The 25,128-nt window shown below is 62.8% G+C and carries 18 protein-coding genes and 2 pseudogenes; 6 read left to right on the forward strand and 14 right to left on the reverse strand.

Annotation, left to right across the window (positions count from 1 at the left end):
• Positions 1-3,900, reverse strand: coding sequence for a phosphoribosylformylglycinamidine synthase (gene purL / locus MOP87_RS16085; protein WP_027913811.1), 3,900 nt, complete (start codon positions 3,898-3,900; stop codon positions 1-3).
• A 354-nt stretch (positions 3,901-4,254) separates the two neighbouring features.
• Between purL and mltF the strand changes: the two genes are divergently transcribed.
• Positions 4,255-5,712 carry a membrane-bound lytic murein transglycosylase MltF gene (gene mltF / locus MOP87_RS16090; RefSeq protein WP_028687083.1) on the forward strand — a complete coding sequence of 486 codons (1,458 nt, stop codon included), beginning with the start codon at positions 4,255-4,257 and terminating at the stop codon, positions 5,710-5,712.
• 9 nt (positions 5,713-5,721) lie between these two features.
• On the opposite strand, the gene tadA is transcribed toward mltF, so the two are convergent.
• The 6 genes from tadA to MOP87_RS16120 form a co-directional block, all read right to left on the reverse strand.
• On the reverse strand, positions 5,722-6,201 hold the full coding sequence (gene tadA / locus MOP87_RS16095) for a tRNA adenosine(34) deaminase TadA (protein ID WP_023533384.1): 480 nt from the start codon (positions 6,199-6,201) through the stop codon (positions 5,722-5,724).
• Positions 6,201-7,583, reverse strand: a complete 1,383-nt coding sequence (locus MOP87_RS16100) for a multicopper oxidase family protein (RefSeq protein WP_028687082.1) — start codon at positions 7,581-7,583, stop codon at positions 6,201-6,203. The genes tadA and MOP87_RS16100 overlap by 1 nt, the downstream gene beginning before the upstream one ends.
• A 154-nt stretch (positions 7,584-7,737) precedes the next feature.
• The gene (locus MOP87_RS16105) at positions 7,738-9,171 is read right to left on the reverse strand and encodes a M48 family metallopeptidase (protein WP_059183676.1); all 1,434 of its coding nucleotides are present in this window, start codon (positions 9,169-9,171) and stop codon (positions 7,738-7,740) included.
• On the reverse strand, positions 9,168-9,845 hold the full coding sequence (locus MOP87_RS16110) for a hypothetical protein (protein ID WP_242809802.1): 678 nt from the start codon (positions 9,843-9,845) through the stop codon (positions 9,168-9,170). Before MOP87_RS16110 ends, MOP87_RS16105 begins: the two co-directional genes overlap by 4 nt.
• Positions 9,838-10,497, reverse strand: a complete 660-nt coding sequence (locus tag MOP87_RS16115) for a hypothetical protein (RefSeq protein WP_027913806.1) — start codon at positions 10,495-10,497, stop codon at positions 9,838-9,840. Before MOP87_RS16115 ends, MOP87_RS16110 begins: the two co-directional genes overlap by 8 nt.
• A 16-nt stretch (positions 10,498-10,513) precedes the next feature.
• Positions 10,514-10,948 carry a hypothetical protein gene (locus MOP87_RS16120; protein WP_027913805.1) on the reverse strand — a complete coding sequence of 145 codons (435 nt, stop codon included), beginning with the start codon at positions 10,946-10,948 and terminating at the stop codon, positions 10,514-10,516.
• A 176-nt stretch (positions 10,949-11,124) separates the two neighbouring features.
• Between MOP87_RS16120 and MOP87_RS16125 the strand changes: the two genes are divergently transcribed.
• Both MOP87_RS16125 and MOP87_RS16130 read left to right on the forward strand, forming a co-directional pair.
• On the forward strand, positions 11,125-12,072 hold the full coding sequence (locus tag MOP87_RS16125; RefSeq protein WP_027913804.1) for an AraC family transcriptional regulator: 948 nt from the start codon (positions 11,125-11,127) through the stop codon (positions 12,070-12,072).
• A gap of 188 nt (positions 12,073-12,260) precedes the next feature.
• Positions 12,261-14,207: an EAL domain-containing protein gene (locus tag MOP87_RS16130; RefSeq protein WP_236165798.1), complete on the forward strand. Its 1,947-nt coding sequence runs from the start codon at positions 12,261-12,263 to the stop codon at positions 14,205-14,207.
• Positions 14,208-14,263: 56 nt separating this feature from the next.
• On the opposite strand, the gene MOP87_RS16135 is transcribed toward MOP87_RS16130, so the two are convergent.
• Complete coding sequence (locus MOP87_RS16135) at positions 14,264-15,199, reverse strand: LysR family transcriptional regulator (RefSeq protein WP_242809803.1); 936 nt, start codon at positions 15,197-15,199, stop codon at positions 14,264-14,266.
• Positions 15,200-15,337: 138 nt separating this feature from the next.
• Between MOP87_RS16135 and MOP87_RS16140 the strand changes: the two genes are divergently transcribed.
• Both MOP87_RS16140 and MOP87_RS16145 read left to right on the forward strand, forming a co-directional pair.
• The gene (locus MOP87_RS16140; protein ID WP_242809804.1) at positions 15,338-16,567 is read left to right on the forward strand and encodes an FAD-dependent oxidoreductase; all 1,230 of its coding nucleotides are present in this window, start codon (positions 15,338-15,340) and stop codon (positions 16,565-16,567) included.
• 174 nt (positions 16,568-16,741) lie between these two features.
• The gene (locus MOP87_RS16145) at positions 16,742-18,742 is read left to right on the forward strand and encodes a methyl-accepting chemotaxis protein (RefSeq protein WP_242809805.1); all 2,001 of its coding nucleotides are present in this window, start codon (positions 16,742-16,744) and stop codon (positions 18,740-18,742) included.
• A gap of 474 nt (positions 18,743-19,216) precedes the next feature.
• On the opposite strand, the gene MOP87_RS16150 is transcribed toward MOP87_RS16145, so the two are convergent.
• Both MOP87_RS16150 and MOP87_RS16155 read right to left on the reverse strand, forming a co-directional pair.
• Positions 19,217-19,507 carry a hypothetical protein gene (locus tag MOP87_RS16150; protein WP_242809806.1) on the reverse strand — a complete coding sequence of 97 codons (291 nt, stop codon included), beginning with the start codon at positions 19,505-19,507 and terminating at the stop codon, positions 19,217-19,219.
• A gap of 209 nt (positions 19,508-19,716) precedes the next feature.
• Positions 19,717-19,815 (reverse strand): annotated as a pseudogene (locus tag MOP87_RS16155) (IS5/IS1182 family transposase); the annotation flags it as partial.
• Positions 19,816-20,123: 308 nt separating this feature from the next.
• On the opposite strand from MOP87_RS16155, the gene MOP87_RS16160 reads away from it, so the two are divergent.
• Complete coding sequence (locus MOP87_RS16160; RefSeq protein ID WP_242809807.1) at positions 20,124-20,567, forward strand: hypothetical protein; 444 nt, start codon at positions 20,124-20,126, stop codon at positions 20,565-20,567.
• Positions 20,568-20,752: 185 nt separating this feature from the next.
• Here MOP87_RS16160 and MOP87_RS16165 read toward each other — a convergent pair.
• From MOP87_RS16165 to MOP87_RS16180, 4 genes and pseudogenes are all read right to left on the reverse strand, one after another.
• A pseudogene (locus MOP87_RS16165) lies at positions 20,753-21,023 on the reverse strand (IS630 family transposase); the annotation flags it as partial.
• A 215-nt stretch (positions 21,024-21,238) separates the two neighbouring features.
• Entirely contained in the window at positions 21,239-22,816 is a 1,578-nt protein-coding gene (gene guaA, locus MOP87_RS16170; protein ID WP_023533313.1) for a glutamine-hydrolyzing GMP synthase, read from the reverse strand.
• A 110-nt stretch (positions 22,817-22,926) separates the two neighbouring features.
• Entirely contained in the window at positions 22,927-24,396 is a 1,470-nt protein-coding gene (guaB, locus tag MOP87_RS16175; protein WP_023533362.1) for an IMP dehydrogenase, read from the reverse strand.
• 135 nt (positions 24,397-24,531) lie between these two features.
• Positions 24,532-25,083 (reverse strand): hypothetical protein, encoded by a 552-nt coding sequence (locus MOP87_RS16180; RefSeq protein ID WP_027913795.1) that lies wholly within the window; start codon positions 25,081-25,083, stop codon positions 24,532-24,534.
• Between the last annotated feature and the right edge of the window lie 45 nt (positions 25,084-25,128).

Below are 25,128 nucleotides of genomic sequence, written 5' to 3' on the forward strand. Positions count from 1 at the left end.
TTAGTTCACCCACACCCGCGCATTGCGGAACATACGCATCAGCGCCGCATCTTCCTGCCACTCATCCGGGCGCCACGAGTTCTGCACGGCACGGAACACACGCTCCGGGTGCGGCATCATGATGGTCACGCGGCCGTCGCGGCTGGTGAGCCCCGTGATACCGCGTGGCGAGCCGTTGGGGTTGGCCGGGTAGGCCTCGGTGACCTTGCCGTGGTTGTCCACGTAACGCAGCGCCACGCAACCGGACACATCGGCCTCCAGCAAGGCCTCTTCACTGGCGAACTCGGCATGGCCCTCGCCGTGGGCGATGGCGATCGGCATGCGCGAGCCGGCCATGCCCTGCAGGAAGATCGAGTTGGACTTCTGCACCTCGACCATGGCCACCCGCGCCTCGAACTGCTCGGAGCGGTTACGCACGAAGTGCGGCCAGTACTCGGTGCCCGGAATCAGCTCGTGCAGGTTGGACATCATCTGGCAACCGTTGCACACCCCCAGGGCGAAGCTGTCGTTACGCTCGAAGAACGCCTGGAAGGCATCACGCGCACGGCTGTTGAACAGGGCCGACTTGGCCCAGCCCTCGCCTGCACCCAACACGTCGCCGTAGGAGAAGCCGCCACATGCGACCAAGCCCTTGAAGGCCTCGAAGTCCACGCGACCAGCAAGGATGTCGCTCATGTGCACGTCGATGGCCGCGAAACCGGCACGGTCGAAGGCAGCCGCCATTTCGACCTGGCCGTTGACGCCCTGCTCACGCAGGATGGCCACTTGCGGGCGCACGCCTTTCTTGATGTAGGGCGCGGCGATGTCGTCGTTGACATCAAAGCCCAACTTGACCGACAGCCCTGGGTTGTCTTCTTCGAGCAGCAGGTCGAATTCCTGATCCGCGCAATCGGCGTTGTCGCGCAGGCGCTGGATCTGGTAGCTGGTCTCAGCCCACTGGCGCTGAAGCATGCGGCGGTCGTCATCGAACAGCACTTCGCCGTTCAGGCTGATGGAGACTTCGGCGTTGTTGACCGGCTTGCCGATCACCGCCACGCACTGCTCACCCAAGCCAGCGGCGCTGAACTGGACCAGTACGTCCGGGGTAGCGTCCTGACGCACCTGAATGACCGCGCCCAGCTCTTCGTTGAACAGGATGGCCGGGATGTCGGCCTTGCTGTCGGTCAGCGGATCGAGGTGCAAGTCCAGACCGCAGTGACCCGCGAAGGCCATTTCCAGCACGGTGGCGAAGAGGCCGCCGTCGGAGCGGTCATGGTAGGCCAGCAGGTGGCCGTCGGCATTCAGGCCCTGGATGACGGCGAAGAACGCCTTGAGGTCTTCGGCATCGTCCACATCCGGCGCCTGGGCACCGAGCTTGCCGTAGGTCTGCGCCAGGATCGACGCGCCCATGCGGTTCTTGCCACGGCCCAGGTCGATCAGGATCAGGTCCGTCTCGCCCTTGTCCATGCGCAATTGCGGGGTCAGGGTGCCGCGGATGTCGGTAACCGGCGCAAAGCCGCTGACGATCAGCGACATCGGCGAGGTCACGCTCTTGTCCACGCCGTCCTCGCTCCACTTGGTTTTCATCGACATGGAGTCTTTGCCGACCGGAATCGTCAGGCCCAGCTCTGGGCACAGCTCCATGCCCACAGCCTTGACGGTGTCGTACAAGCGGGCGTCTTCGCCCGGGTGGCCGGCGGCCGACATCCAGTTGGCCGACAGCTTGATGTCGGACAGTTTGTCGATACGCGCGCCGGCCATGTTGGTCAGGACCTCGCCGATGGCCATGCGCCCGGAAGCCGGGGCATCGAGCAGGGCCAGCGGGGTACGCTCGCCCATGGCCATGGCTTCACCGGTGTACACGTCGAAGCTGGTGGCGGTGACGGCACAGTCAGCCACCGGCACCTGCCAGGGGCCGACCATCTGGTCGCGCGCCACAAGGCCGGTGATGGTGCGGTCGCCAATGGTGATCAGGAAGCTCTTGCTGGCAACGGCCGGGTGGTTCAGCACGCGCTGCGCAGCGCTGTCCAGGTCCAGGGTGCTCGGATCGAAGTCGTCGCCCAACTCGGCTTCGCGGCTGACCGAGCGGTGCATGCGCGGCGGTTTGCCGAGCAGCACGTCCAGCGGCATGTCGACCGGCGTGTTGCCAAAGTGGCTGTCGGTCACAGTCAGGTGCGGCTCGGCAGTCGCCTCGCCGACGACTGCGAACGGGCAGCGCTCGCGCTCGCAGATGGCCTGGAAGCGCTCGAAGTCCTCGGCGCTGACTGCCAGTACATAGCGTTCCTGGGATTCGTTGCTCCAGATTTCGTGCGGGGCCATGCCCGGCTCGTCATTGGGCACGTTGCGCAGCTCGAAGCGGCCACCGCGACCGCCGTCGTTCACCAGTTCAGGGAACGCATTGGAGATACCGCCCGCCCCCACGTCGTGGATGAAGGCGATGGGGTTGTGTTCACCCAACTGCCAGCAACGGTCGATGACCTCCTGGCAACGGCGCTCCATCTCGGGGTTTTCGCGCTGCACCGAGGCGAAGTCGAGGTCGGCCGAGCTGGCGCCGGTGGCCACCGACGAAGCGGCGCCGCCACCCAGGCCGATCAGCATGGCCGGACCGCCCAACACGATCAGCTTGGCACCGACGGTGATCTCGCCCTTCTGCACGTGATCTTCGCGGATGTTGCCCATGCCGCCGGCCAGCATGATCGGCTTGTGGTAACCGCGCACTTCTTCGCCGTGCGGGGTGTTGATGGACTGCTCGAAGGTACGGAAGTAGCCGGTCAGGGCCGGACGCCCGAACTCGTTGTTGAAGGCAGCGCCGCCCAGCGGGCCTTCGACCATGATGTCGAGGGCGTCGACGATGCGGCCAGGCTTGCCGTAGTCCTGCTCCCAGGGCTGCTCGAAGCCTGGGATGCGCAGGTTGGACACGGTGAAGCCGGTGAGGCCGGCCTTGGGCTTGGCGCCACGGCCGGTGGCACCTTCGTCACGGATTTCGCCGCCAGAACCGGTCGATGCCCCGGAGAAGGGAGCGATGGCGGTCGGGTGGTTGTGGGTTTCCACCTTCATCAGAATGTGTACCGGCTCCTGCACCGCACCATACTGGCGGGTTTCAGGGTTCGGGTAGAAACGACCAGCAACGTTGCCGACGATGACCGAAGCGTTGTCCTTGTACGCCGACAGCACACCTTCGCTGTGCATCTGGTAGGTGTTCTTGATCATGCCGAACAGGCTCTTGTCCTGCGCCTGGCCGTCGATGTCCCAACTGGCGTTGAAGATCTTGTGGCGGCAGTGCTCGGAGTTGGCCTGGGCGAACATCATCAGTTCGATGTCGTTGGGGTTGCGCTTGAGGCCCTGGAACGCGGTGACCAGGTAGTCCACCTCGTCCTCGGCCAATGCCAGGCCGAGGTCGATGTTGGCCTGGGCCAGAGCGTCGCGGCCACCGGCGAGGATGTCCACTGACGTCATGGGCCTTGGCTGGGCGTGGCTGAACATGTCGGCGGCCTGCTCAAGCTGGCCCAGCACGCGCTGGGTCATGCGGTCGTGCAACTGCGCCGACACCTGCTCGGCCTCGGCGTCGCTGAGGTCACCGGCAACGTAGTACGCAATGCCGCGCTCCAGGCGCTGGATCGACTGCAGGCCGCAGTTGTGGGCGATGTCGCTGGCCTTGCTGGCCCAGGGCGAAATGGTGCCCAGGCGCGGTACGACCAGGAACAGGCGACCGGCGGGCTCCTGCACCGGTACGCTCGGGCCGTACTTGAGCAGACGGCCCAGCACCTGCTGCTGGTCGGCGGTCAGCTCGCCGTCGGTATCGGCGAAGTGGGCAAATTCGGCATACAAACCAGTAACAGCGGGGACTTTCTGGCTCAGTTGCTCGAGTAACTTACCGTGGCGAAAGGCAGAAAGGGCAGGAGCGCCGCGCAGGATCAACATCGTCGGGACAGCCTCAGAAGGGGTGTGCTTGGAGGCCGTGCATTCTAGCCTAATTCGTTGGCTTGCGGCACCCGCTGTAGCGCATGGCTGCCGGGCGGCGGAACCGGACCGGCGGGTCAAAATTTCCGGGGGTTCGACCACTTGTCAGGGGCCGTGTTGGCAGCTCATCGGCAGCGCCTGCCCGGGCTGGCAAAAGGGGGGGTGATCGCTCTGATGCAGGGCCTGCACCCTGTACCAGACCATGAACGCAGCGCTGGACGGTGCGCACGAGTGACAAACCCCAGTAAGCGCTATCAGACAAGCTAGCCGTTGTCGAGATATGGCACGGCCAGTCCTTTGCGTATACTGCAACCTATGTTCACCCACACTGCTTTGCGCCAGCGTTGCGCCAGATGGCTTTTCGCAACCGGACTCTTTCTGCTGCTTGGTGGCTGCGTTGAAAAACCCAGTACCCTCGAGCGCGTGAAGGAGGACGGTGTGCTGCGCGTGATCACCCGCAACAGCCCGGCCACCTATTTCCAGGATCGCAACGGTGAGACCGGCTTCGAGTACGAACTGGTCAAGCATTTTGCCGATGACCTGGGCGTGAAGCTGGAAATCGAGACCGCCGACAACCTCGACGAACTGTTCGACGACCTTGGCAAGCCGTCCGGCCCGGTGCTGGCAGCCGCCGGCCTTGTCAGCAGCGAACGGCGCCAGGTCCAGGCGAAGTTTTCTCACCCCTACCTTGAGGTGACGCCTCAGGTCATCTACCGCAATGGCCGCTCGCGCCCGACCAGCGCCCAAGGCTTGGTCGGCAAGAAAATCATGGTGCTCAAGGGCAGCAGCCATGCCGATCAGCTGGCCGAGCTGAAAAAACAGTACCCGGGCCTGCAATACGAAGAATCCGATGCCGTGGAGGTGGTCGACCTGCTGCGCATGGTCGACGAAGGGCAGATCGACCTTACCCTGGTCGACTCCAACGAACTGGCCATGAACCAGGTGTACTTCCCTAATGTGCGCGTGGCCTTCGACCTGGGCGAGTCTCGTGACCAGCGCTGGGCCGTCGCCGCAGGCGAGGACAACAGCCTGCTGAACGAGGTGAACGAATTCCTCGACAAGTCCCAGAAGAATGGCACCCTGCAGCGCCTGAAGGACCGCTATTACGGGCATGTCGACGTACTGGGCTATGTGGGCGCCTACACCTTCGCCCAGCACCTGCAGCAACGTTTGCCCAAGTACGAAAAGCATTTCAAGAGCTATGCCAAGGTCGAGCAGGTGGACTGGCGCCTGTTGGCCGCCATCGGCTACCAGGAATCCATGTGGCAGCCGGAGGTCACCTCCAAGACCGGCGTGCGTGGCTTGATGATGCTGACCCAGCGCACCGCCCAGGCCATGGGGGTTTCCAACCGCCTGGACCCCAAGCAGAGCATCAAGGGTGGCGCCAAGTACTTCATGAAGATCAAGGCCGAGCTGGACGACAGCATCCAGGAGCCCGACCGCACCTGGTTCGCGCTGGCCGCCTACAACGTCGGCAGCGGCCACCTGGAAGATGCGCGCACCCTGGCCAAGCGCGAAAAGCTCAACCCCAACAAGTGGCTGGATGTGAAGAAGATGCTACCGCGCCTGGCGCAGAAGCAATGGTACCGCCAGACCAAGTACGGCTATGCGCGGGGCGGCGAACCGGTGCACTTCGTCGCCAACATCCGCCGCTACTACGACATTCTCACCTGGGTTACCCAGCCTCAGCTCGAAGGCCAGGTGGCCGAGGGCGACCTGCATGTACCGGGTGTGAACAAGGCTAAACCGGCAGAGCAATCAGCGCCGTTGTAGCCGGTCCCGTCACGGCTTGGCCCGGCGAGCCTTGAAGAAGTCACTGAGCACTTGCCCGCACGCTTCGGCCATCACGCCCCCCTCCACCAGCACACGGTGGTTCAGGAAGCCTTGCCCGAAGAACTGGCCCTGGCTCTGCACGATCCCGGCCTTGGGTTCCAGTGCGCCGAAGACCACGCGCATCACCCGCGAATGCACGATCAAGCCGGCGCACATGCTGCACGGCTCCAAGGTCACGTACAGCGTGCTACCCGGCAGGCGGTAGTTGCCGACCGCCCGCGCGGCGGCGCGGATCGCCACCATCTCGGCATGGGCGCTGGGGTCGCTGTCGGTGATCGGGCGGTTGAAGCCCTGGCCGATGACCTGGCCGTCCTGCACCAGCACAGCGCCCACCGGCACCTCGCCCAGCTGGGCGCCCTCGGCGGCCAACGCCAACGCCATGCGCATGTAGGTCTGGTCATGGCTGCGGTCGATGATCTGCGGTCGCATCAGACCACCGCGATCGCGGCCATCAGGCCGGTTTCCATGTGGTCGATGACGTGGCAGTGGAACATCCAGGTGCCCGGGTTATCGGCGACCAGCGCAACCTGGGCGCGCTCGTTCTTGCCCAGCAGGTAGGTGTCGGTGAACCACGGCTCCTTGATGTCATGCCGGTTGGAACCAATCACCTTGAAGCTCATGCCGTGCAAGTGGATGGGGTGCTGGTACTGGGTCATGTTCTTCAATTCGAAAATGTAGCTCTTGCCCTTGGTCAGCGTCGCGATCGGGCGATCGGCGCAGGTCTTGTCGGTGATGTCCCAGGCCTGACCGTTGATCTGCCACAGGCTCGGCGGCTTGCCCTGGTCGGTGCCGACCGACACCTTGCCTGCCCACTCGAAGTTGAAGTTGAGCTTTTCGGCGTTTTCCAGGTCCGGCTCGGCGATGGGGTTGGGCGGCAGCGCCGCTGGCCAGTCGCTGGGCGCATCCGGGTTGGCCACCGCGCGCAGGGTGCCCAGGCGCACGAAGCCATCGCGAAGGGAGATCTCTTCGCCGGCCTCGGGAATGCGGATCGCCAGGCAAATGCGCATGCCAGGCCCCAGCCAGTAGTCATCCTCCAATGGCCGGGGGGTGACGGGGTTGCCATCGAGCGCGTAGATCCGCGCTTCGCAGTTGCCCTTGAGGTTGATGCGGTACGTCCAGGTGTTGTCCAGGTTCAGCAGGCGCACGCGCACCACCTGCCCTGCCGGCAGCTCGGTCACGGCATCGGCTTGGCCGTTGATGGTGATCAGCCGCCCTGCCGTCCCATTGCGCGCCGCCTCGCGCGGGACGCTGAACGGCATCCAGCCCCCCTGCTCGTCCACATGCCAGGTCTTGAGGTTGAGCGTGCGCTCATGCTTGAAACCGGTGGGTTCGCGCTCCTCGACGATCAGCGGGCCCACCAGGCCCCGGCCCAGCTCTTCGGAGCTGCTGACATGGGGGTGGTACCAGTAGCTGCCGGCATCGGGCACCCGGAACTTGTAGTCGAAATACTCCCCTGGCTTGACTGGCAATTGCGACACATACGGCACGCCATCCATTTCCAGCGGCAAGCGGATGCCATGCCAGTGGATGGTGGTCTCGATCGGCAGGTGGTTGATGAAGCGCACGCGCAGCCAGGTACCCTGCCGCACGCGCAGCTCGGTCCCAGGGGCACTGGGCCCGAACGCCCAGGCTTGAGTCGTGTGTCCAGGGACCAGTTCGACGTCAAGGGGCGCTGCGATCAGCTCGTAGTCATGGCCGGCATTGTCATCTTCGACCTTGCCCAGCCAGTACCGCGCGGCGCCCCCCGCGCCCAGGCCAACCACAACCAGGCCGGTCAGGCCCTTGAGCATTTGTCGACGGGTGAAGGACATCGCAGCGGGTACCTCGTGTTCGGCACAAACAGTTCACCAGCAGGCGCTGATGAAGAAGGGCGAATACGATACACCTGCGAATGGGAAAGATTAAGTGAAGGATCAATCCGATGTGTCCTGGGCGCGCTCAATCGGCTTGAGCGCGCGCCCCCGTTCACAGTCGGCCGAACCAGTGGCGCTCCTCGACGCCCGGTGCCCGGGTAGCGGCGAACAGCAGCGCCGGGTCGGGCGCAACACCCAACGCCTGCAGGCGGGAAGCGGCTGCAGGGTGAGTGTCGAAGGGGTGCGCCATGGCGGCACCCAGCACCTCGTCGCCCACCTGCAGCGGGTGATGCTCAAGGTAGCCAGGCAGGGCTCGATCGATACCTTGTCCACCGCACGTCGCCAGCACCGTATCGACCGCAGGCTGCAGCGCAATGATGCGCAGCAAGGTCTGCGCAAACAGCCGTTGTCCGCCGACTGCAGCGCCTGCCTGGTCTGCCAGCAGCTCTTGCGACCGTCCCCAGTGCAGTACCGCACGCTGGAAATGGTGCAGGAACTGCCAGGCCATCCACAGCGTCGGGCGTTGCGTCCAGGGCGCGGGCTCGTCATCGCCCACCAGCGCCGAGAAATGGGCGCGCATCATGCTGAACTGTGCATTGGTCTGGCTGGCCCGTTCGGTATCCTGATGCCGGAAATGGCCCAGCTCGTGTCCAATGACCGCACCCGCTTCTGCCTGGCTGAGCATGCCCAGGTAAGGCAGCGGCAAGTACAGCGTGCGACCTGCCAGCGGCAAGCCTGCAGGCTGAAGCAGAATCGGCACGCTGGTGACAAAAAAGCCCTGATCGAGGCCAACCACGATGTTGTCGGGGACCGGTGCCTGAAGCTGCGCCGCCAGGCCCTCGACCCAGCGCCATACCCCCGGTGCACTGTCCCGATCAAGCGCCCTGCCCAGAAAGGACGTGCCCTGATCGAGTACAAGCGGCCAGCGTCGATGCAACCGCCTGGCCAGTTGCAGGCAGACCAGCACGCACGAAGCCAGCGGCAACACGATGAACAGCACCGTCAACCCACCCTCGGCCACCCGGCTGGTCGCAACGCTCAGCTCGTACAGCAAGGCAAGGCTCAATGCGGCAGCCAGCAAGCCCAGATGCAGTACCAGCCACTTGCCCAGGGCACGCCAACGCTGGGTCATGTGCTGCTGCAGGAACTCAGATGAGCGCAGCGCCCGCCAGGCGTCCAGTCTGAGCCTGAGCCACGCCCCTGCCGCAGTGAGCAGGGCCAGAACCGCCAGCAGGCCGCTCGTGACTGCCAGGACCTTGCGCAGAGACTGCCCGCCAAGGCCCGCCTCATAGCGGTCCACTTCACGCTGAAGCCGCTCACGTCGGTCTGCCTGGGGCAGGTATGGGTTACGCTCGGCCTTGGGCAGGGCCTGCAAGAGCGTGTCGCTTGGCGTATCCAGCCACTGGCGCATCACCTGAGCCTGCGCCTGTGCCACCTCGAGGCGCCAGAGTTGCACCTGGCTCCACCCCAGTACCAGCAGCGGCAACAGCAGCAGGGCCAAGCCCCAGCCCAGGCGCCTGAGCAGCCGTATGGCCCCGTTGCTCATGGCCCAGCCCGCCGCAGGGCATCACCCTGGCGAGCCACGGCCGGGAACAACTGTGCCAAGGTACGCCTGGCCTGTGCTGCCTGCAGGTAGGGGTAAAGCACGTCCACCAGTTCTGCCAGTGTGAGCCTGCGCCCGGTCAGGGTGAAGTTACACGCCCACACCTTGAGCCGCAGGCCACCGGCAATCAGTTGGGCATCAGGGGCTGCCAGCGCTTTGAAGCTCGAGGCCTTGAGCACAGGTGCAGCACCGAACGCGGCAAGGCTGAACACCAGGTGCGTACTCAGCCGCCGTTGTTCGACATCGAAGGCCTCGAACGCTTCCCATGGTACTGGGGCCAAGGCGTTGGCGAAGCCGACCGTGTCACGGGTCACCGCCAGTGCGCACTGCCCATGGCGCTGATACAGCGCCCAGGCGCAAACCAGGGCCACCAGCCCGATGCCGGCCAGCCCTGCACCGAATGCCCATAGCAACACCACCACCGCGGTGGAGGTCTGCGGGCCGAAGACCATCGGCAAGCTCGCGAGCCAGCCACCGAGCCCAAGTGCCACCAGCCCGATGATTGCACACGCAAGTGCCTTGCCCAGCGAGTGCTCACGCAGCTCGAACGACTCATCAGGCCCGACGGCATGGACCTGCAGGTAGGCCAGGTCGTCATTGGCGCCGGAGTTATCCATTGGCCTGCAGCAGCTCGAGCTGACGCTGAGCGTGGGCGGCATCGCAGTAGGCCGTCAGCACGGCCAGCACTTCTTCGTTGGACAGCTTGCGTCCGTTCTGCGCCAGCCCAGCCGACATGATACGGATCTGGGGGCGCGGCTTTTTCAGGACCATGGCCTGGTTACCGAAGAACTGCAGCCTCGCCACTCGGTGGGTAGGCAATGCAGCATCGCTGCTCATCTCCAGCGTCTGCATCATCACCAGCCCTTCATCCTTGACCGAGATGTCCTGCACTTGGGCCAAGTCCACCGGCGCGTCCAACGTGTCGACGAACAGTTGACGGCGTGTCAGGCGCATGAACACCTGGGTACCGGCGTTGCGGTGCTGCCAGGTCACAACAGCGGCGATGAGCACGATGAAGGCGGTGGCCACGATCGGCCCGGTGCGCTGCATGCTGATGCCGATTCCGAACAGAATCAGGGCACCGACCAGCCATACAGGCCCCCACACGCGGTAACGGCGAGAGTTGGTGAATTCGCTCTGCTCCGGCACGCGCTCGATCACTTGCCGAAGCTCGGCGACCACGCGCTCGCGCTGGGCCGTGCGCGACTGGTCGTACTCATTGCCCAGCGAACCGGACAGGTCGGCCAATGGATCGGTATGTTCGCTCATGATCGATGCCCCTCGATTATTTCTTGGCAGCCAGGTAATCGGTCAGGAACGCCTCGGCGTTGCCCTGATGCGACAAACCTTCCGAGTAACCGACCTGGCGCGGTTGCGCCTCGCCGGGCAGGTACAGCTCGCCCCCCCACATGCCCTGGATGATCAGCACGACGAATTTCTTGCCGTCGACGTCGGTCCAGTAGCGGGTATCCTTGGCGGTTTTCTCGACGTGCATTTTCTGGATGCGCATATCCCAGTCGTGATCGACGCCTTCCACCTGCACCAGCGCCTCGTTGGCCGCGCGATCGCCAATGCGCAGCGTCCACACCTTGGCCCCTTCAGTGCCCAGGTAGGCGACGACGTTCTTGGCCACGTCCGGGCGGTCCTCGGCCTGGGCTTGACCGATACACAGGGTGAGCGCGGCAACCAGCAAGGCAGCCCATTTCCGATAAGCGAACATGATTTTGTTTCCTGATCTGCAACAAAACGCGTATTGAAGGACTCAATAGCCAGGCTGCCAACCCAGTTGCCCGTTCATCACAACAAACAGCCGGTTGGTCACAACGACTATTGTCGAAAATGTGCGCGCGTTACCATTTCTGGTCGACGCTGCCCCCACCGAGAAACCGAGCCTGCATGCAATCGCTAACCCCCTACCTGGATACCGCCTTCTGTTTCGACAGCCCTGGCTCCCTGGCCCAGGCAGGCGTGCTGGATACGCGTGCCGCTCATGTGATGGGCAGTGCCACGGGGCACTATCGGGCACAGACCGTGCGCCAGGGCTTGCAGTACTTCGATTGCCACCTGCACTTTCCCGAGCCCCTGCGCATCGACAAGGTGCTGCCCGAGAGCCTGTGCATCGTGCAGGTGTTCGACGGCGCCTGGCAGCACAAGGTCGACGGCAGGCTGAACCAGTACGACACCGGTCGGCTGCACGTGCTTGGCCTGAGCGAGAGCCTCGAAGCCCAGGACCAGTTGCCGGTCGACAGCCATGCGCGCATGGCCGGCGTGCGCATTGCCGGTGACGCGTTGCGCGAACTGGCTCAGGACGATCCCCAGTTCCACCCATTGCTGGCCCTGCTGGCCGATGGCATGCAGTTCGACCAGTTGCCCCAGTCCCCCTCGCTGAGCCGCCTGTTCCAGCAGCTTTATCGCTCGCCCTACAGCGGGAGCTTGCGCCGCCTGCACTACGAAAGCCTGAGCCTGGGGATCGTGCTGGAGCTGGCCAGCCATCTGTCGAGCCAGGCCCCGACACCTGAGCTGCAGCAAGACCGTGGCCGCCGCGACCTGGCACTGGAAACGCGTCGGCTGCTGGACACCAGCCCCACTGCCCCGCCGTCCGTCGCCGCCCTGGCCAAACAGCTGAAAGTGAGCGAGACCACCCTGCGCCGGGCCTTCAGCCAGCAGTTTGGCTGTTCGATCCTGCAGTACATTCGCCAACAGCGCCTGGAGCTTGCACGCCTCCTGGTACTGGAACGCAAATGGCAAATCTCGCAGATCGCCTATCACATCGGCTATGCCAACCCGGCGAACTTCTGCCATGCCTACAAGGCCTATTTCGGCCACACCCCCGGCACGGAATAACCGGCGCTACTCACCGCGGCGTTGGCAGGCGGGAACGAAATCAAAGTGCCACCAGTCTGAACGATTGCAGCAACCAGAGGATCGGCCGATACGGTCCGTGAGAGCAGCGTCCCGCCCTGCTCGTTTCAAGCTGAAAAAGGGCAATCCGTTCGGTTTGTCACCTGGTTGTACTTTCAGAGCGTCGCCTGATGAAAAAAACACTACTCGGCCTGCGAGCTTTGATGTCCGTACCCAAGGACAACCCCGACCTGGTCAAGGCGCAATACATCGCGCTGTCGCGCCAGCTGCCCATGATGTACTTCATCCTGCTGATCAACACCATGATGCTGGCGGGCACCCACTTCACGGTGGCGCCGCGCTGGCTGGTGGTGTACTGCCCGATGATCATGACGGTGTTCGGCCTGGTCCGAGGGATAGAGTGGGTACGTACCCGCAGGCGCGTGCGCAGCCCGGCCCAGATGGTCACGGCACTCAAACGCACCAACACGCTCGCACCCTTCGTTGCCGTGGCCTTCACGGCCTGGTCGCTGGCGCTGTTTCCCTATGGCGACAGCTACACCCGGGCGCATGTCGCCTTCTACATGGCCATCACCGTGATCGGCTGCATTTTCTGCATGATGCACCTGTTGCCAGCGGCCTTGGCCACTACCGCTGTGGTCAACACAGCGTTCGTGGTGTTTTTCGCCTCCACCTCCATCATCACGTTCATTGCCACCGCGCTCGATGTGCTGCTGGTATCGATCGCCATGCTGGTCATCCTCAAGGCGCAATACACCGACTTCACCCGGCTGGTGAACATGCAGGCGCAAACGGCCAGGCTCAGCGAGGAAAACCTGCAGCTGGCCAACGTGGACAGCCTGACCGGGCTTGCCAATCGCCGGCAGTTCTTCTCCCGGCTCGACACGCTGTTGACCCAAGCTGGTGACCAGGGCGCCCGCCTGGCCGTCGGGCTGATTGACCTGGATGGTTTCAAGCCAGTCAACGACCTGTATGGCCACAGTGTGGGCGACCGGCTGCTGTATCAGGTCGGTCAGCGCCTCAACGAGTTGCTCGACGACAGCGTGCACCTGAGCCGGCTGGGGGGCGACGAGTTCGGCCTGATCATTACTCAGGCCCTGGATGACGAGCAGCTACGCGCCTTTGGCGAGAAGGTCTGCACGCGCATGCGCGAGCCATTCGTACTGGTGGACATCCCCATTCAGATCAGTGCGTCGCTGGGCATCGCCACCTTTCCGGATCAGGCATCGTCAGCCACGCAAGTGTACGAATATGCCGACTACGCGCTGTACCAGAGCAAGCGTCATCGCCCTGGCACGGCGTGCCTGTTCAGCACTGCCCATCGTCAGCAACTCAATCGACAAGGGCTGACCGAGCAGGCCCTGCGCAGGGCGGACCTTGATCGCGAGTTTCACATGGTGTTCCAACCCATCGTGGATATTCGCAGCGAGCGAACCGTTGCGTTCGAGGCACTGGCGCGCTGGGAAAGCCCGGAGCTGGGTCATGTGCCACCCAGTGACTTCATCCCGATCGCCGAGCGCATCGGCATGGTCAATCGCCTCACGCTGCCCCTGCTGACCAAGGCACTGGACACGGCCGCCAGTTGGCCTGCAGGCATGCGCCTGTCTTTCAACCTGTCTACCCATGACTGTGGCTCGGAAGAGGCCGCCCAGCAGATCGTGGCGTTGATCAGGAGCAGCCGGTTCGACCCTGCGTACCTGGACCTGGAAATCACCGAAACCGCAGCCATCCAGGACCTGCCACAAGCCCAGCGCGCCATCAGCCGCCTGCGTGAGTTGGGCTGCGGCATTTCCCTGGACGACTTTGGCACCGGCTACTCCAGCCTCAGCCAGATCCATGCGTTGTCGCTGACCAAGCTGAAGGTGGACCGCACCTTCGTCACCGGCATCCAGCTCAACCCGGCCAGCTTGAAAATCGTCAAGTCGCTGATTGCCCTGTGTCAGGACATGCAACTGGAGTGCATCGTCGAAGGCGTGGAGACTGCGGCAGAACTCAATACCCTGAAGACCCTGGGCTGCACCTGGGCACAAGGCTACCTGTTCTCCAGGCCGATGCGCCCCAACGAGATCGGGGCGTGGCTTGAGGCCGAGCAATGGGTCAAGGTGAAGGCGATCTGACAGGCCGCTTTTTCGGCCGTGACAGCCTGCCGGTGTGAGCGCGCTTTACGCCGTGATCAACCTGCGCCGGCAGAACCGCCTGGCAAGCTGTGCATCGCCTCCAACCGCTCCCGAATGAACGCCAGCAGGGCGTGCACCCGCGCCGTCACTGAATGGCGGTGGCTATACGCCGCCAGCAACTGCAAAGGCGCCGGGCACAGATCCAGTACCACTTCCTGCAACCGGCCAGCCGCCAGATCGTCCTGGCAGGGATAAGCCGCCACAATCGCAAACCCTATCCCCTGCCGCGCGCCCGCCACGGCCAGCTCACCGCTGTTGACGCGGTAACGGCTGCGCACCGATACCTTGACGATTTCGCCCTTGGCACCTTGAAACTGCCAGGGTTGCCCGCCGAGCGCGCTGAGCGTGGTGATGCAAGGCAGCGACTTCAGCGCTCGAACGTGCTGCGGGATACCTGTACGGGCCAGCAGAGACGGGGCAGCGACCACGATGCTCGGCAAGCAGGCCAGCTCGCAGGTGATGAACTCGCTGTCTTCCTGGCGGCCACGGTGAAAGAGGATGCACAGGTCCATGTCCTCACGCAGCACTTGCAGCCCAGTCACCCGGGTATCGCACTCAAGCTCGATGCCAGGGTGCAGGCTGCAAAATTCGGCCAGGATGGGCGCCAGCAGCCTGGGAGCCTCACCCGGCATACACAGCTTCAATGGACCTCGCAGCTCGCGCTGTACAGCACCGAGTGCTTCCTGGGTGCTGCGCAAAGCGTCGAGCAAGGGCTTGGCCCGTGCGTATAACAGCCGCCCCGCTTCGGTCATGCGCAGATGACGGGTGCTGCGCTCGAGCAGGCGCGTGCCGAGCTGTCGCTCCAGTGAAGCGACATGGCGACTGACATTCGAAGACGGCATGGCCAACACACGCGAGGCGCCGACGAAACTCTGCTCATCCACCACCGCTGTATAAACACGGACCGCATTCAGATCGAGCTCATTGCGCACTGACTATCCCACCTGAGGTATGAAAACGTCCCATTTTTGCACGCTAGTGATCTGAAGCGGGGAAATCTACGATTGCCCTTTGCCCCCAGCGCTCAATGACCTGGCGCGGGGCAGTGAATGAACAAGGAGGGCTGGAACGTGGACATAGCGATAGTGGGTGCAGGCATTGCAGGGCTGAGCGCGGCGCTGGCGTTGCGCAAGCAGGGCTTCAACCCACGGGTCTTTGAGCGCCGCAGTGTACCGGCAGCCGGAGGGGCCGGCGTGACGCTCTGGCCCAACGCCAGCTTTGTGCTGGAGCAGCTCGGCGTGTTGCACGCTATCCAGGCCGTCGGCGGCAGGCCCCTTGCCATGCGCCGGTACGATGCAGCCGGCAATGCGTTGGGAGGCCTGGATATCGAACTGCTGGACCGAACCATGGGCTACCCCACCGTAACGGTGCTGCGCCGGGATTTGCAGGACGCGTTGCTCGCACATGCAAGGCGGGCGGGGATCGCAGTCGAATTCGGCTGCCAGGCAGTTGCCATCGACCTGGATGCCCAGGGCCAGGCCGTGGCCCGCTTCGGCAACGGCACACGCATCCGCCCAGACGTGCTGATCGGTGCGGACGGGCGCATGGCATCGGTGACACGCAAGTTCGTCGCGGGTGACAACACCCCGCGCTATCAAGGGTTCGTGAACTGGATCGGCGTGGCCCAAGGGTCGCGCGCACTGGTGGACGATGTGTCGATCCAGGATTACTGGGGAACGGGGCAGCGCTTCGGTGCGGTGGCGGTTCGACCTGACCTGGTGTATTGGGCCGCCGCGCAAGCATGCTCGTCCAACGAAGGGGCTGGCCAAGCCGATGACCGGGCGCAGGTCGAGCATAAATTCGCCCAATGGCCCGAGCCCGTTTCACGCATCATCCGGGCAACCCCCATCCAGGCCGTCCGGCGAATTGCAGTCCACGACTTGGAACCGCTGCACACGTGGAGCCGCGCGAACGTGCTGTTGATCGGCGACGCTGCGCATGCGCCATTGCCCACCTCCGGCCAAGGCGCCTGCCAGGCCCTGGAAGACGCCTGGCACCTGGCTCGCTGCCTGGCTGTTGCCGGCAACGAGCCCACCGAGGCGTTTGAGGTATTTACAACGATCCGCGCCCCCAAAACCGCACGGCTTTCGGAACAGGGCCGGGGCTTTGCCCGCGCCTTGTTCGCAACGGATGCCCAGACGTGTCGGTTGCGCGATGCAAGGGTCAGGGCGTGCGACCCAGTGCGGGACGTGCAGGTGTTGGCTGCGGGATGGGCGCAAGGTTTACCGATGGCGGGAGGGGTGCTTGATACGCCATTGACTGAAGACAGCCCGGACAGCGTTTATCGTTTGAGAGGGTGACGATGCTTCATGGGTATCAGAAAGTGTGCTCGGCTTTGGCTGATTCCCCCTCGATTCATAGCCTTTTTGTCGCCATCGGTCGTCCGCTCATACGAAACATGATGTAGCACCTCAACTATCGGGCTTGGCTGCCGTAATCAATGAAAGCCAACCTAAATTTTGTGGAGCTTCAGCATGTCGCTACTTCCCAATCGCATCTCCGGGCGCATGACCCTGGGAATCCTGACGTTGCTGGCACTCACCGCATTGGCGATCTATAGCGTCATGACCTTGGGCGGCAAGCCTGAACTGGTTGCAGCTGGCACCGAGGCGGCGGAACAGTCGGCCAGCGCCATCACCCGCCAGCTGGCCATGCAGGTGAACCGCATCGAGGGCACCGCGGCTGCGATGGCGCACCTGGCCGAGACCCTGCCCCGCGACGAGAACCTGATCAAGGCCAACTTGCCCAACGTGATCGACAGCCAAGGCGATACCGCCATTGCAGGCGGCGGGCTGTGGCCAGAACCGAACGGCTTCGTTGCCGGCACTGAACGCCGCAGTTTTTTCTGGGCACGCAACGCCAGCAATGGGTTGGATTACTCGGACGAGTACAACGCTGCGCAAACCGCGCCGTATCAGGCTGAGTCCTGGTACACCGGCGCCAAAGCCGCGCCCTTGGGCCGCTGTGTCTGGTCGGATGGGTACCAGGACCCGGTCAGCGGCGTCGCCATGACGACGTGCAGCGTGCCTTATCACGCCCAGGGCGCGTTCGCCGGCGTCGCCACCATCGACCTGAAGCTCGACGGCCTTGCGGCCTTCCTCAAGGCCAACGGCAATGTCACCGGTGGCTACGCCTTTGCGGTCGACGCCTCAGGTAACCTGTTGTTCTTCCCCGATGCAAAAAGCGCCAAGGGCTTGCCGACCCTTGCCGGCCTGAGCCAGGAACAACCGTGGTTCAAGCCAGTGGCCGATAGCCTGGCGAGCAAGCCGGCTGGCACCACTACCCTCTATCTGGATAACGATGCGCGCCTCGATGGGCCGGCCTACGTCACCCTGGCTACCATGGAAGGCACTGGCTGGCGCATTGGCTTGGTCACCCCCGAAGCTCGTGTTGTCGGCCTGGCGAACAAGCTCACCGGCCAGATCCTGCTGTTCCTGCTGCCCTTACTGGCCATTTTGCTGGGGCTGGCATGGCTGGCGGGCAAGCGGCTGCTCACCCAGATCGACGAAACCACGGCGCAAATCGAAAGCCTGGGTCAAGGCGGCCAGGCGGGTGCTCAGCTAGACGTTGTGCGCAATGATGAGCTGGGCGCGTTGCGCACGGCCGTCAACCAGTACGCCGGCTCTCTGCAGGCCATGCTGCGCCACATAGCCGAGGAGTCGGTGTCACTGGAAGAACAAGCCAACGAGCTGGCGCAACTGTCCACTGGCCTGGCCGATCGGGCAGAGGCGCAACGCGTGGACAACACCCTGCTCGCCACCGCCATCACCGAAATGTCGGCCAGCGCCAATGAGGTCGCGCGCAACACCACGGACTGCTCGGACACGGCTCGCAGCTCATTGGTCGAGGCGCAGAAGAGTCAGGACCAAGTCAGTCGCAACGGTGAATCCATCGAAGGCCTGGCGACCGACATCTCGGGCGCGGCCACCGCGATCACCCAGCTAGGCGAAGACATCGAGCGCGTAGGCGGCGTGCTGGAGGTGATCAAGTCGATCTCCCAGCAGACCAACCTGTTGGCGCTCAACGCTGCCATCGAGGCCGCCCGCGCTGGCGAACAAGGCCGCGGCTTTGCGGTGGTAGCCGATGAGGTGCGCACGCTTGCCGGCCGTACACAAACGTCTGCCAACGAAATCCAGGAAATGATCACCCATCTACGCGAGGCATCGTACGCTGCGGTCACCACCATGCAGCACGGTGCGCAGCGCACTCGCGAGTCGGTGCAGCAGGCCGTGGGCGTGGCCACGACCCTGGGCACCACCGTGGGCAGTTTCGACGACATCGTCCAGCGCGCCCAGCAGATCGCCGTCGCCGCCCAGGAGCAGAGCCACGTGACGCAGGAAATCAACGAGCTGGCGGTACGGATCCATGCGGCCAGTGAAGAAGGCGCCCGGGATGCGAGTACGCTCAGGGAGTTGGGCAAGGGGATGCAGTCGATTTCGGCGCGGCTGGGTGGGTTGAGTCGCGGCGGTCGTTAGGGCTTGGGCTTGGCAGCCAAGCATTGAGTGAAAGGCTGTTATCCAATGCAAATGGGGCCGCTAAGCGGCCCCGTCCCTTCCGGCCTCCTGTAAGGGAGCCGAAAGCGCTTCAGCGCAATAGCTCGGTGGCCAACACGCTGTTGCTAAATGGCGTGGATCACGCCCACGCTATTCCAAAAGCAGCCTTTCGCCTGCGTCGTCTCAATAGCCAATCTCGGCCAGTCGAGCAAATGCATGGTAGTGGCTATGAGATCAAGGGTGATTCATGGCGCCTGAGTTGGGAACCCATACTGGCTTGAATGAGCCAGCAGAAGCTGGCTCTTTCTTTTCTAGAGAACTACTTCAGGATCGGGATCTCAGCCAATCTACCCTTGAGCGTGATGGCGTCTCACGGCAGGTGCTCGGTGATACCCAAACCAACCACATCAGTCGCCTTGGATACACCGTTGATTAATCGCACGCCTTGGGCGACGCTCATTTTCCCTGCAGGGAAGCCTCGTAAGGGTCGCAGGCCGGGTTAGGCTCGCCGAAGAAGACCGAGCGACACTCAGTCGGATCCAGGACATCCAGATCGAATTGGATGGCCAGATGCTTGATATCGTTGACGCGGTTCCACTCCAGCACGCTTGCACTAGATAAGATCTGCGCTTCTGGCGGCGCAACGTTCAGGCTATAGCGCTCGATGAACTCAGCCCCCTGACATGTCAGACCATCGTTCCGCAGCCATGCGAACATCACCTTCTTCGGGTCAATATGCACCTTCACCAGCTCAGCGAGTGGGGTGTTTTATAAGTACCATGGAAACATCAATTACCCAGCGCTCTTGCTACACGAGCGACCCGTTGAATTTGCCTGGGTTCAACCGGCGTGCCGCCAGCCAAACGACGACTCCATCACGCATCAGCACTTTCATTCGGGGCGTAGCGACAGGCCTTTTTCTTGAAGATAACCGTTATGACCGCGAGCCTCGCTCAGGCCAGTTGATGCTACTCCAGCAGGTGCCGGAAGGTCATGTTCGTGATGCCTTCAGGTATCGGGACGCTCAACGTCAGGCGTGCAAACTGGATCATGGGCGGCTCGGGTCAGGCGGGCAGGCGGTCAGGCGTCATCACACTGGAGGACTTGGCCGAAGACTCCCTCGCCGCGGCCATTACGCTAACACGGCGGTTATCACCTGATATTTTTGCCAGTATGAAAATCTATAAGGGCGCATTACGTTAGGTACGACGAAAGACAGACTTGAAAACCTAGACAGGCTGCACGCGTCTATTTTCCAATGAGTTTCGATTTTGTCTTCTGCGTCATTAACAATGACGCTGGGGCATGAAAATACTGTCTTTTTCCACAGCTGTAACATTCATCAACAGGATAGAGGTGTCTTATGGGAAAGCGAAGAGAGTCTGCCTTTAAACTTTACTTTGGCTATGACGAGAATAACTCTAAAGCCATTGTGAGGTTCACCGATGATGATGGGCTAGGTATCGGTCTTGACGGTGGCGATGTAGCCAAGACGACGGCGGGTGCAATCTACAATAAGGACAGATATGGACGCGCCTTTCGCACAGATCACACCGAAGGCAAATTAAGGTCTACGTTATGGGTTGAAGTTGTAGACAGCTGGGAAAAAGACGGTAACTGGGGTGGTCACCTTAAGGTTGCCTGCGAGCACTTGAAGGGTCAGTACATCGATAGCACAAAAGGATGGGTGAGGCCCTACAGTAAAAAGTTCGACCCCGTGACGTTCGTCGACAAGGGCGATTATTACGAGATCTGGCAAAGAGAGCCTGGGACGGGTAGGCCATTGAGTATTGAGGGGGGGTCTTGAGGTTCATGGATGACAAGACAAATATTGGCCATTGGAATATCAAGGACTAAATAGCAAAGACCCGTGTTCCGCCCGGGTAGTTCGTTAATCTAAAAGCCTCTGAATCATTGGGCTATTTATTCAAACAGATAACGAACTACCCGTTCAGGGCACTCGTGTGGTGCTTCATAAGTATCATGGAAACATCATTTGCCCAGCGCGCTTGCTGCACGAGCGACTGAGAGGAGGCTGTCACCAGCCTTCTCATGCCACCGGAATGGTTTCGGAGTCTGGTTGACGTTTCCAAGTAGTGCTCAATCGATGCTTCTAGATCTTGACGCTAACCTGTGCCTGCCGCTTGATCCATTTCTCGCTCAGCGTTGAGAAAAAGCGCTCGACCCCATTCAGGCACGAGGCCGGAGTCGGTGTGAAGTGCATGTTGTAGCGCGGACGCGCCGCGAGCCAGGCCCTGACTTTCGATACAATGTCAATACTGAGGCAAACGACATGGTATTGAGCGTCATGCATGGCATTAGATGCAGTCAATACCCCGTACCATGTCACACAAACACCGTGCTTGGCGATGCAGAACTCTATCCGAATTTGCCAAACGCAAAAAGCCAAAAGCCCGCAATTACGCGGGCTTCAGGGCATTTTTTGCTAGATCGTGCCGGGCTATACCGGACGCAGGATCACTCCCACTCAATCGTCGCCGGCGGCTTGCTCGACACGTCGTAGGTCACCCGCGAGATACCGTCGATCTCGTTGATGATGCGGCCACTGACGGTTTCCAGCAGCTCGTAAGGCAGATGAGCCCAACGCGCGGTCATGAAGTCCACGGTCTCGACGGCGCGCAGGGCGACGACCCAGGCGTAGCGACGGCCGTCACCGACCACACCAACCGATTTCACTGGCTGGAACACCACGAAGGCCTGGCTGGTCTTGTGGTACCAATCAGCCTTGCGCAGCTCTTCGATGAAGATATGGTCCGCGCGACGCAGAATGTCGGCGTATTCTTTCTTCACTTCACCCAGGATGCGCACACCCAGGCCCGGGCCTGGGAATGGGTGGCGGTAGACCATGTCGTAGGGCAGGCCGAGTTCCAGGCCGATCTTGCGCACTTCATCCTTGAACAGCTCACGCAGTGGTTCGACCAGCTTGAGGTTCATTTCCTCCGGCAGGCCACCGACGTTGTGGTGGGACTTGATCACGTGGGCCTTGCCACTCTTGGCGCCAGCCGATTCGATCACGTCCGGGTAGATGGTGCCCTGGGCGAGGAACTGGATGTTGGGCAGCTTGCTGGCCTCGGCATCGAAGATGTCGATGAAGGTGCGGCCGATGATCTTGCGCTTCTTCTCCGGGTCGGCTTCGCCGGCCAGGTTGTCGAGGAACTGCTGTTCAGCGTCGGCACGGATCACCTTGACGCCCATGTTCTCCTTGAACATGGCCATCACCTGGTCACCCTCGTGCAGGCGCAGCAGGCCGTTGTCGACGAAGACGCAGGTCAGCTGGTCGCCGATGGCGCGGTGCAGCAGGGCCGCGACCACCGAACTGTCCACGCCGCCGGACAGGCCGAGCAGGACGTTGGCCGACCCCACTTGCTCACGCACCTGGGCGATGGCGTCCTCGACGATGTTGGACGGGGTCCACAGGGCTTCACAGCCGCAGATGTCCTGCACGAAACGGGACAGGATGCGACCGCCCTGTTTGGTGTGGGTCACTTCCGGGTGGAACTGCACGCCGTAGTAGCCGCGCGTGTCGTCGAACATGCCGGCGATCGGGCAGCTCGGGGTGCTGGCCAGTACGTGGAAACCGGTCGGCAGCTGGGTGACCTTGTCACCGTGGCTCATCCACACGTCCAGGCCCAGTACGCCGTCGGCGTCGATATGGTCCTCGATGCCGTCGAGCAGGCGGCTCTTGCCGACCACGTCCACGCGGGCATAACCGAACTCACGCAGGTCGGACCCTTCGACCTTGCCGCCCATCTGTTCGGACATGGTCTGCATGCCGTAGCAGATGCCCAGCACAGGCACGTTCAGGTCGAACACGGCCTGGGGTGCACGGGGGCTGTTGGCTTCGTGAACCGACTCGGGGCCACCGGCGAGGATGATGCCGCGCGGGTTGAATTCGCGGATCGCTTCATCGTCCATGTCGAACGGGTGCAGTTCGCAGTACACGCCGATCTCGCGCACGCGGCGGGCGATCAGCTGGGTGTACTGGGAGCCGAAATCGAGGATGAGGATCCGGTGAGCGTGAATATCGAGGGCCATGGGGAATCTCTGATTCAGCTGCGAGCTTGAAGCTGCAAGCTGCAAGTTGATCGGGGAAAACGCAGTGGCTGCGCGAACGCAGCCACCGTCTGGAGCTTACCGCTGAGCAATCAGCCAACCCGGTAGTTGGGGGCTTCCTTGGTGATCTGCACGTCGTGGACGTGGGACTCGGCCATGCCGGCGCCCGTGATGCGTACGAATTCCGGCTTGGTGCGCATCTCTTCGATGGTGGCACTGCCGGTGTAGCCCATGGACGAGCGCAGGCCGCCCATCAGCTGGTGAATGATCGCGGCCAGTGCGCCCTTGTACGGCACGCGGCCTTCGATACCTTCGGGGACCAGCTTCTCGGCACCGGCCGAGGAGTCCTGGAAGTAACGGTCGGAGGAGCCTTGCGACTGCGCCATGGCGCCCAGCGAACCCATGCCACGGTAGGCCTTGTAGGAGCGGCCCTGGAACAGTTCGACTTCGCCCGGCGCTTCTTCGGTACCGGCGAACATCGAACCCATCATCACGCAGCTGGCACCGGCGACGATGGCCTTGGACAGGTCGCCGGAGAAGCGGATGCCGCCGTCGGCGATCAATGGCACACCGGTGCCTTCAAGCGCAGCGGCGACGTTGGCGATGGCGCTGATCTGCGGCACGCCGACACCGGCCACAATACGGGTGGTGCAGATCGAGCCAGGGCCGATACCGACCTTGACCGCGTCCGCGCCGGCTTCGGCCAGGGCCTTGGCAGCCGCGCCGGTGGCGATGTTGCCGCCGATCACCTGCACCTGCGGGTAGGTTTGCTTGACCCAGCGCACGCGCTCGATCACGCCCTTGGAGTGCCCGTGAGCGGTGTCGACCACGACCACGTCCACGCCAGCGGCGACCAGGGCGGCAACACGCTCGCCAGTGTCCTTGCCGGTGCCGACCGCAGCGCCAACGCGCAGACGACCCTGGTCGTCCTTGCTGGCCAGTGGGTAGGCCTTGGCCTTCTCGATGTCCTTGACGGTCATCATGCCCTTGAGGCTGAAGTGCTCGTCGACGATCAGCACTTTCTCGAGGCGGTGCTTGTGCAGCAGCTCGCGCACCTCGTTCTTGTCCGCGCCCTCGCGGACGGTGACCAGGCGTTCCTTGGGCGTCATCACTTCGCGGACCCTGGCGTCCAGGCGGCTTTCGAAGCGCACGTCGCGGGAGGTCACGATACCGACCAGGTCACCGTTTTCCAGCACGGGCACGCCGGAAATGTTGTTCAGGCGCGTCAGGTCGAACAGATCACGCACGGTGGCGTCGGCCTCGATGGTGATCGGGTCCTTGACCACGCCAGCCTCGAACTTCTTGACCTTGCGCACTTCGCCGGCCTGTTGCTCGATGGTCATGTTCTTGTGGATGATGCCGATGCCGCCTTCCTGGGCCATGGCGATGGCCAGGCGCGCTTCGGTGACGGTGTCCATGGCAGCGGAGACCAGCGGGATGTTCAGCTCGATGCCACGGGTCAAACGGGTCTTGAGACTGACTTCATTGGGCAGTACCTCGGAATAACCAGGTACAAGGAGAATATCGTCGAAGGTCAGGGCTTCTTGGCTGATACGCAACATCGCGGGGGCTCCCGGGCGGGAAAAATGGAAGCGCGCCATTATACTCATGCGTGCCGTGCCACTCAATGTAAATCAAGCCTGAAGTTACAAGTGGCCGTTGCTGCCCTGCGCGCTACCGCCCTGCCCGGCCGCTCGTCAGGCGAGCCGGACCTGCACCACCGCCACCGGTTGGTCCAGCCAATCGGCGAAGCTGTCGATGAACGCCTGGGTGAACCCGGCATCGCCCCAGTTGTTGAAGATGAAGCCCAGGTTGGAAAAGGCACAGGGTTGCAGGAACAGAAAGCCATTGATGTCGTCTTCGAACCCGCACAGCGGGCACGTGAAGTTGTCGCTGACCCCAGGCATCCACTCTTCCAGGCTGTCGAACAACGGCTCGCCCACTTCCCGCCGGCACTGCGGGCAGCCTGCCTCTTCCTTGAAGCCTTCGGTGGGCGTATAGATGCAGCGCTTGAGCATCACCTCAAGGCCGTTGACCGGCGCACCGAAGGGCAGTTTGTCGGGGTGCAGCGCCACCTTGCGAGCACCTGGCCCAAGGGCATGGGCCATGCGGTTGCCGGTACGCCCGCAGGTGGTCAGCTGCTCTTCCACGACCTTTTCGCGGACCAGCCAGCGCAGGATGGCGCGGGCGCGGGCCTCGTGCACCGGGACGGTGGACTGCCTGGGAACGATGATGCTTTGGGTATTCATGAGCGGGACAAGCCTTGGATCGGGTAGTCGGCCAATTCTACCCCC

Source organism: Pseudomonas sp. I3-I5, assembly GCF_022699445.1.
Classification (GTDB): Bacteria; Pseudomonadota; Gammaproteobacteria; order Pseudomonadales; family Pseudomonadaceae; genus Aquipseudomonas; species Aquipseudomonas fulva.

What these genes read in the sequence shown, in the direction of transcription:
- purL (WP_027913811.1), bottom strand. Translation starts at nt 3,900, where the DNA reads ATGTTGATCCTGCGCGGCGCTCCTGCCCTTTCTGCCTTTCGCCACGGT.
- mltF (WP_028687083.1), top strand. Translation starts at nt 4,255, where the DNA reads ATGTTCACCCACACTGCTTTGCGCCAGCGTTGCGCCAGATGGCTTTTC.
- tadA (WP_023533384.1), bottom strand. Translation starts at nt 6,201, where the DNA reads ATGCGACCGCAGATCATCGACCGCAGCCATGACCAGACCTACATGCGC.
- MOP87_RS16100 (WP_028687082.1), bottom strand. Translation starts at nt 7,583, where the DNA reads ATGTCCTTCACCCGTCGACAAATGCTCAAGGGCCTGACCGGCCTGGTT.
- MOP87_RS16105 (WP_059183676.1), bottom strand. Translation starts at nt 9,171, where the DNA reads ATGAGCAACGGGGCCATACGGCTGCTCAGGCGCCTGGGCTGGGGCTTG.
- MOP87_RS16110 (WP_242809802.1), bottom strand. Translation starts at nt 9,845, where the DNA reads ATGGATAACTCCGGCGCCAATGACGACCTGGCCTACCTGCAGGTCCAT.
- MOP87_RS16115 (WP_027913806.1), bottom strand. Translation starts at nt 10,497, where the DNA reads ATGAGCGAACATACCGATCCATTGGCCGACCTGTCCGGTTCGCTGGGC.
- MOP87_RS16120 (WP_027913805.1), bottom strand. Translation starts at nt 10,948, where the DNA reads ATGTTCGCTTATCGGAAATGGGCTGCCTTGCTGGTTGCCGCGCTCACC.
- MOP87_RS16125 (WP_027913804.1), top strand. Translation starts at nt 11,125, where the DNA reads ATGCAATCGCTAACCCCCTACCTGGATACCGCCTTCTGTTTCGACAGC.
- MOP87_RS16130 (WP_236165798.1), top strand. Translation starts at nt 12,261, where the DNA reads ATGAAAAAAACACTACTCGGCCTGCGAGCTTTGATGTCCGTACCCAAG.
- MOP87_RS16145 (WP_242809805.1), top strand. Translation starts at nt 16,742, where the DNA reads ATGTCGCTACTTCCCAATCGCATCTCCGGGCGCATGACCCTGGGAATC.
- MOP87_RS16160 (WP_242809807.1), top strand. Translation starts at nt 20,124, where the DNA reads ATGGGAAAGCGAAGAGAGTCTGCCTTTAAACTTTACTTTGGCTATGAC.
- guaA (WP_023533313.1), bottom strand. Translation starts at nt 22,816, where the DNA reads ATGGCCCTCGATATTCACGCTCACCGGATCCTCATCCTCGATTTCGGC.
- guaB (WP_023533362.1), bottom strand. Translation starts at nt 24,396, where the DNA reads ATGTTGCGTATCAGCCAAGAAGCCCTGACCTTCGACGATATTCTCCTT.
- MOP87_RS16180 (WP_027913795.1), bottom strand. Translation starts at nt 25,083, where the DNA reads ATGAATACCCAAAGCATCATCGTTCCCAGGCAGTCCACCGTCCCGGTG.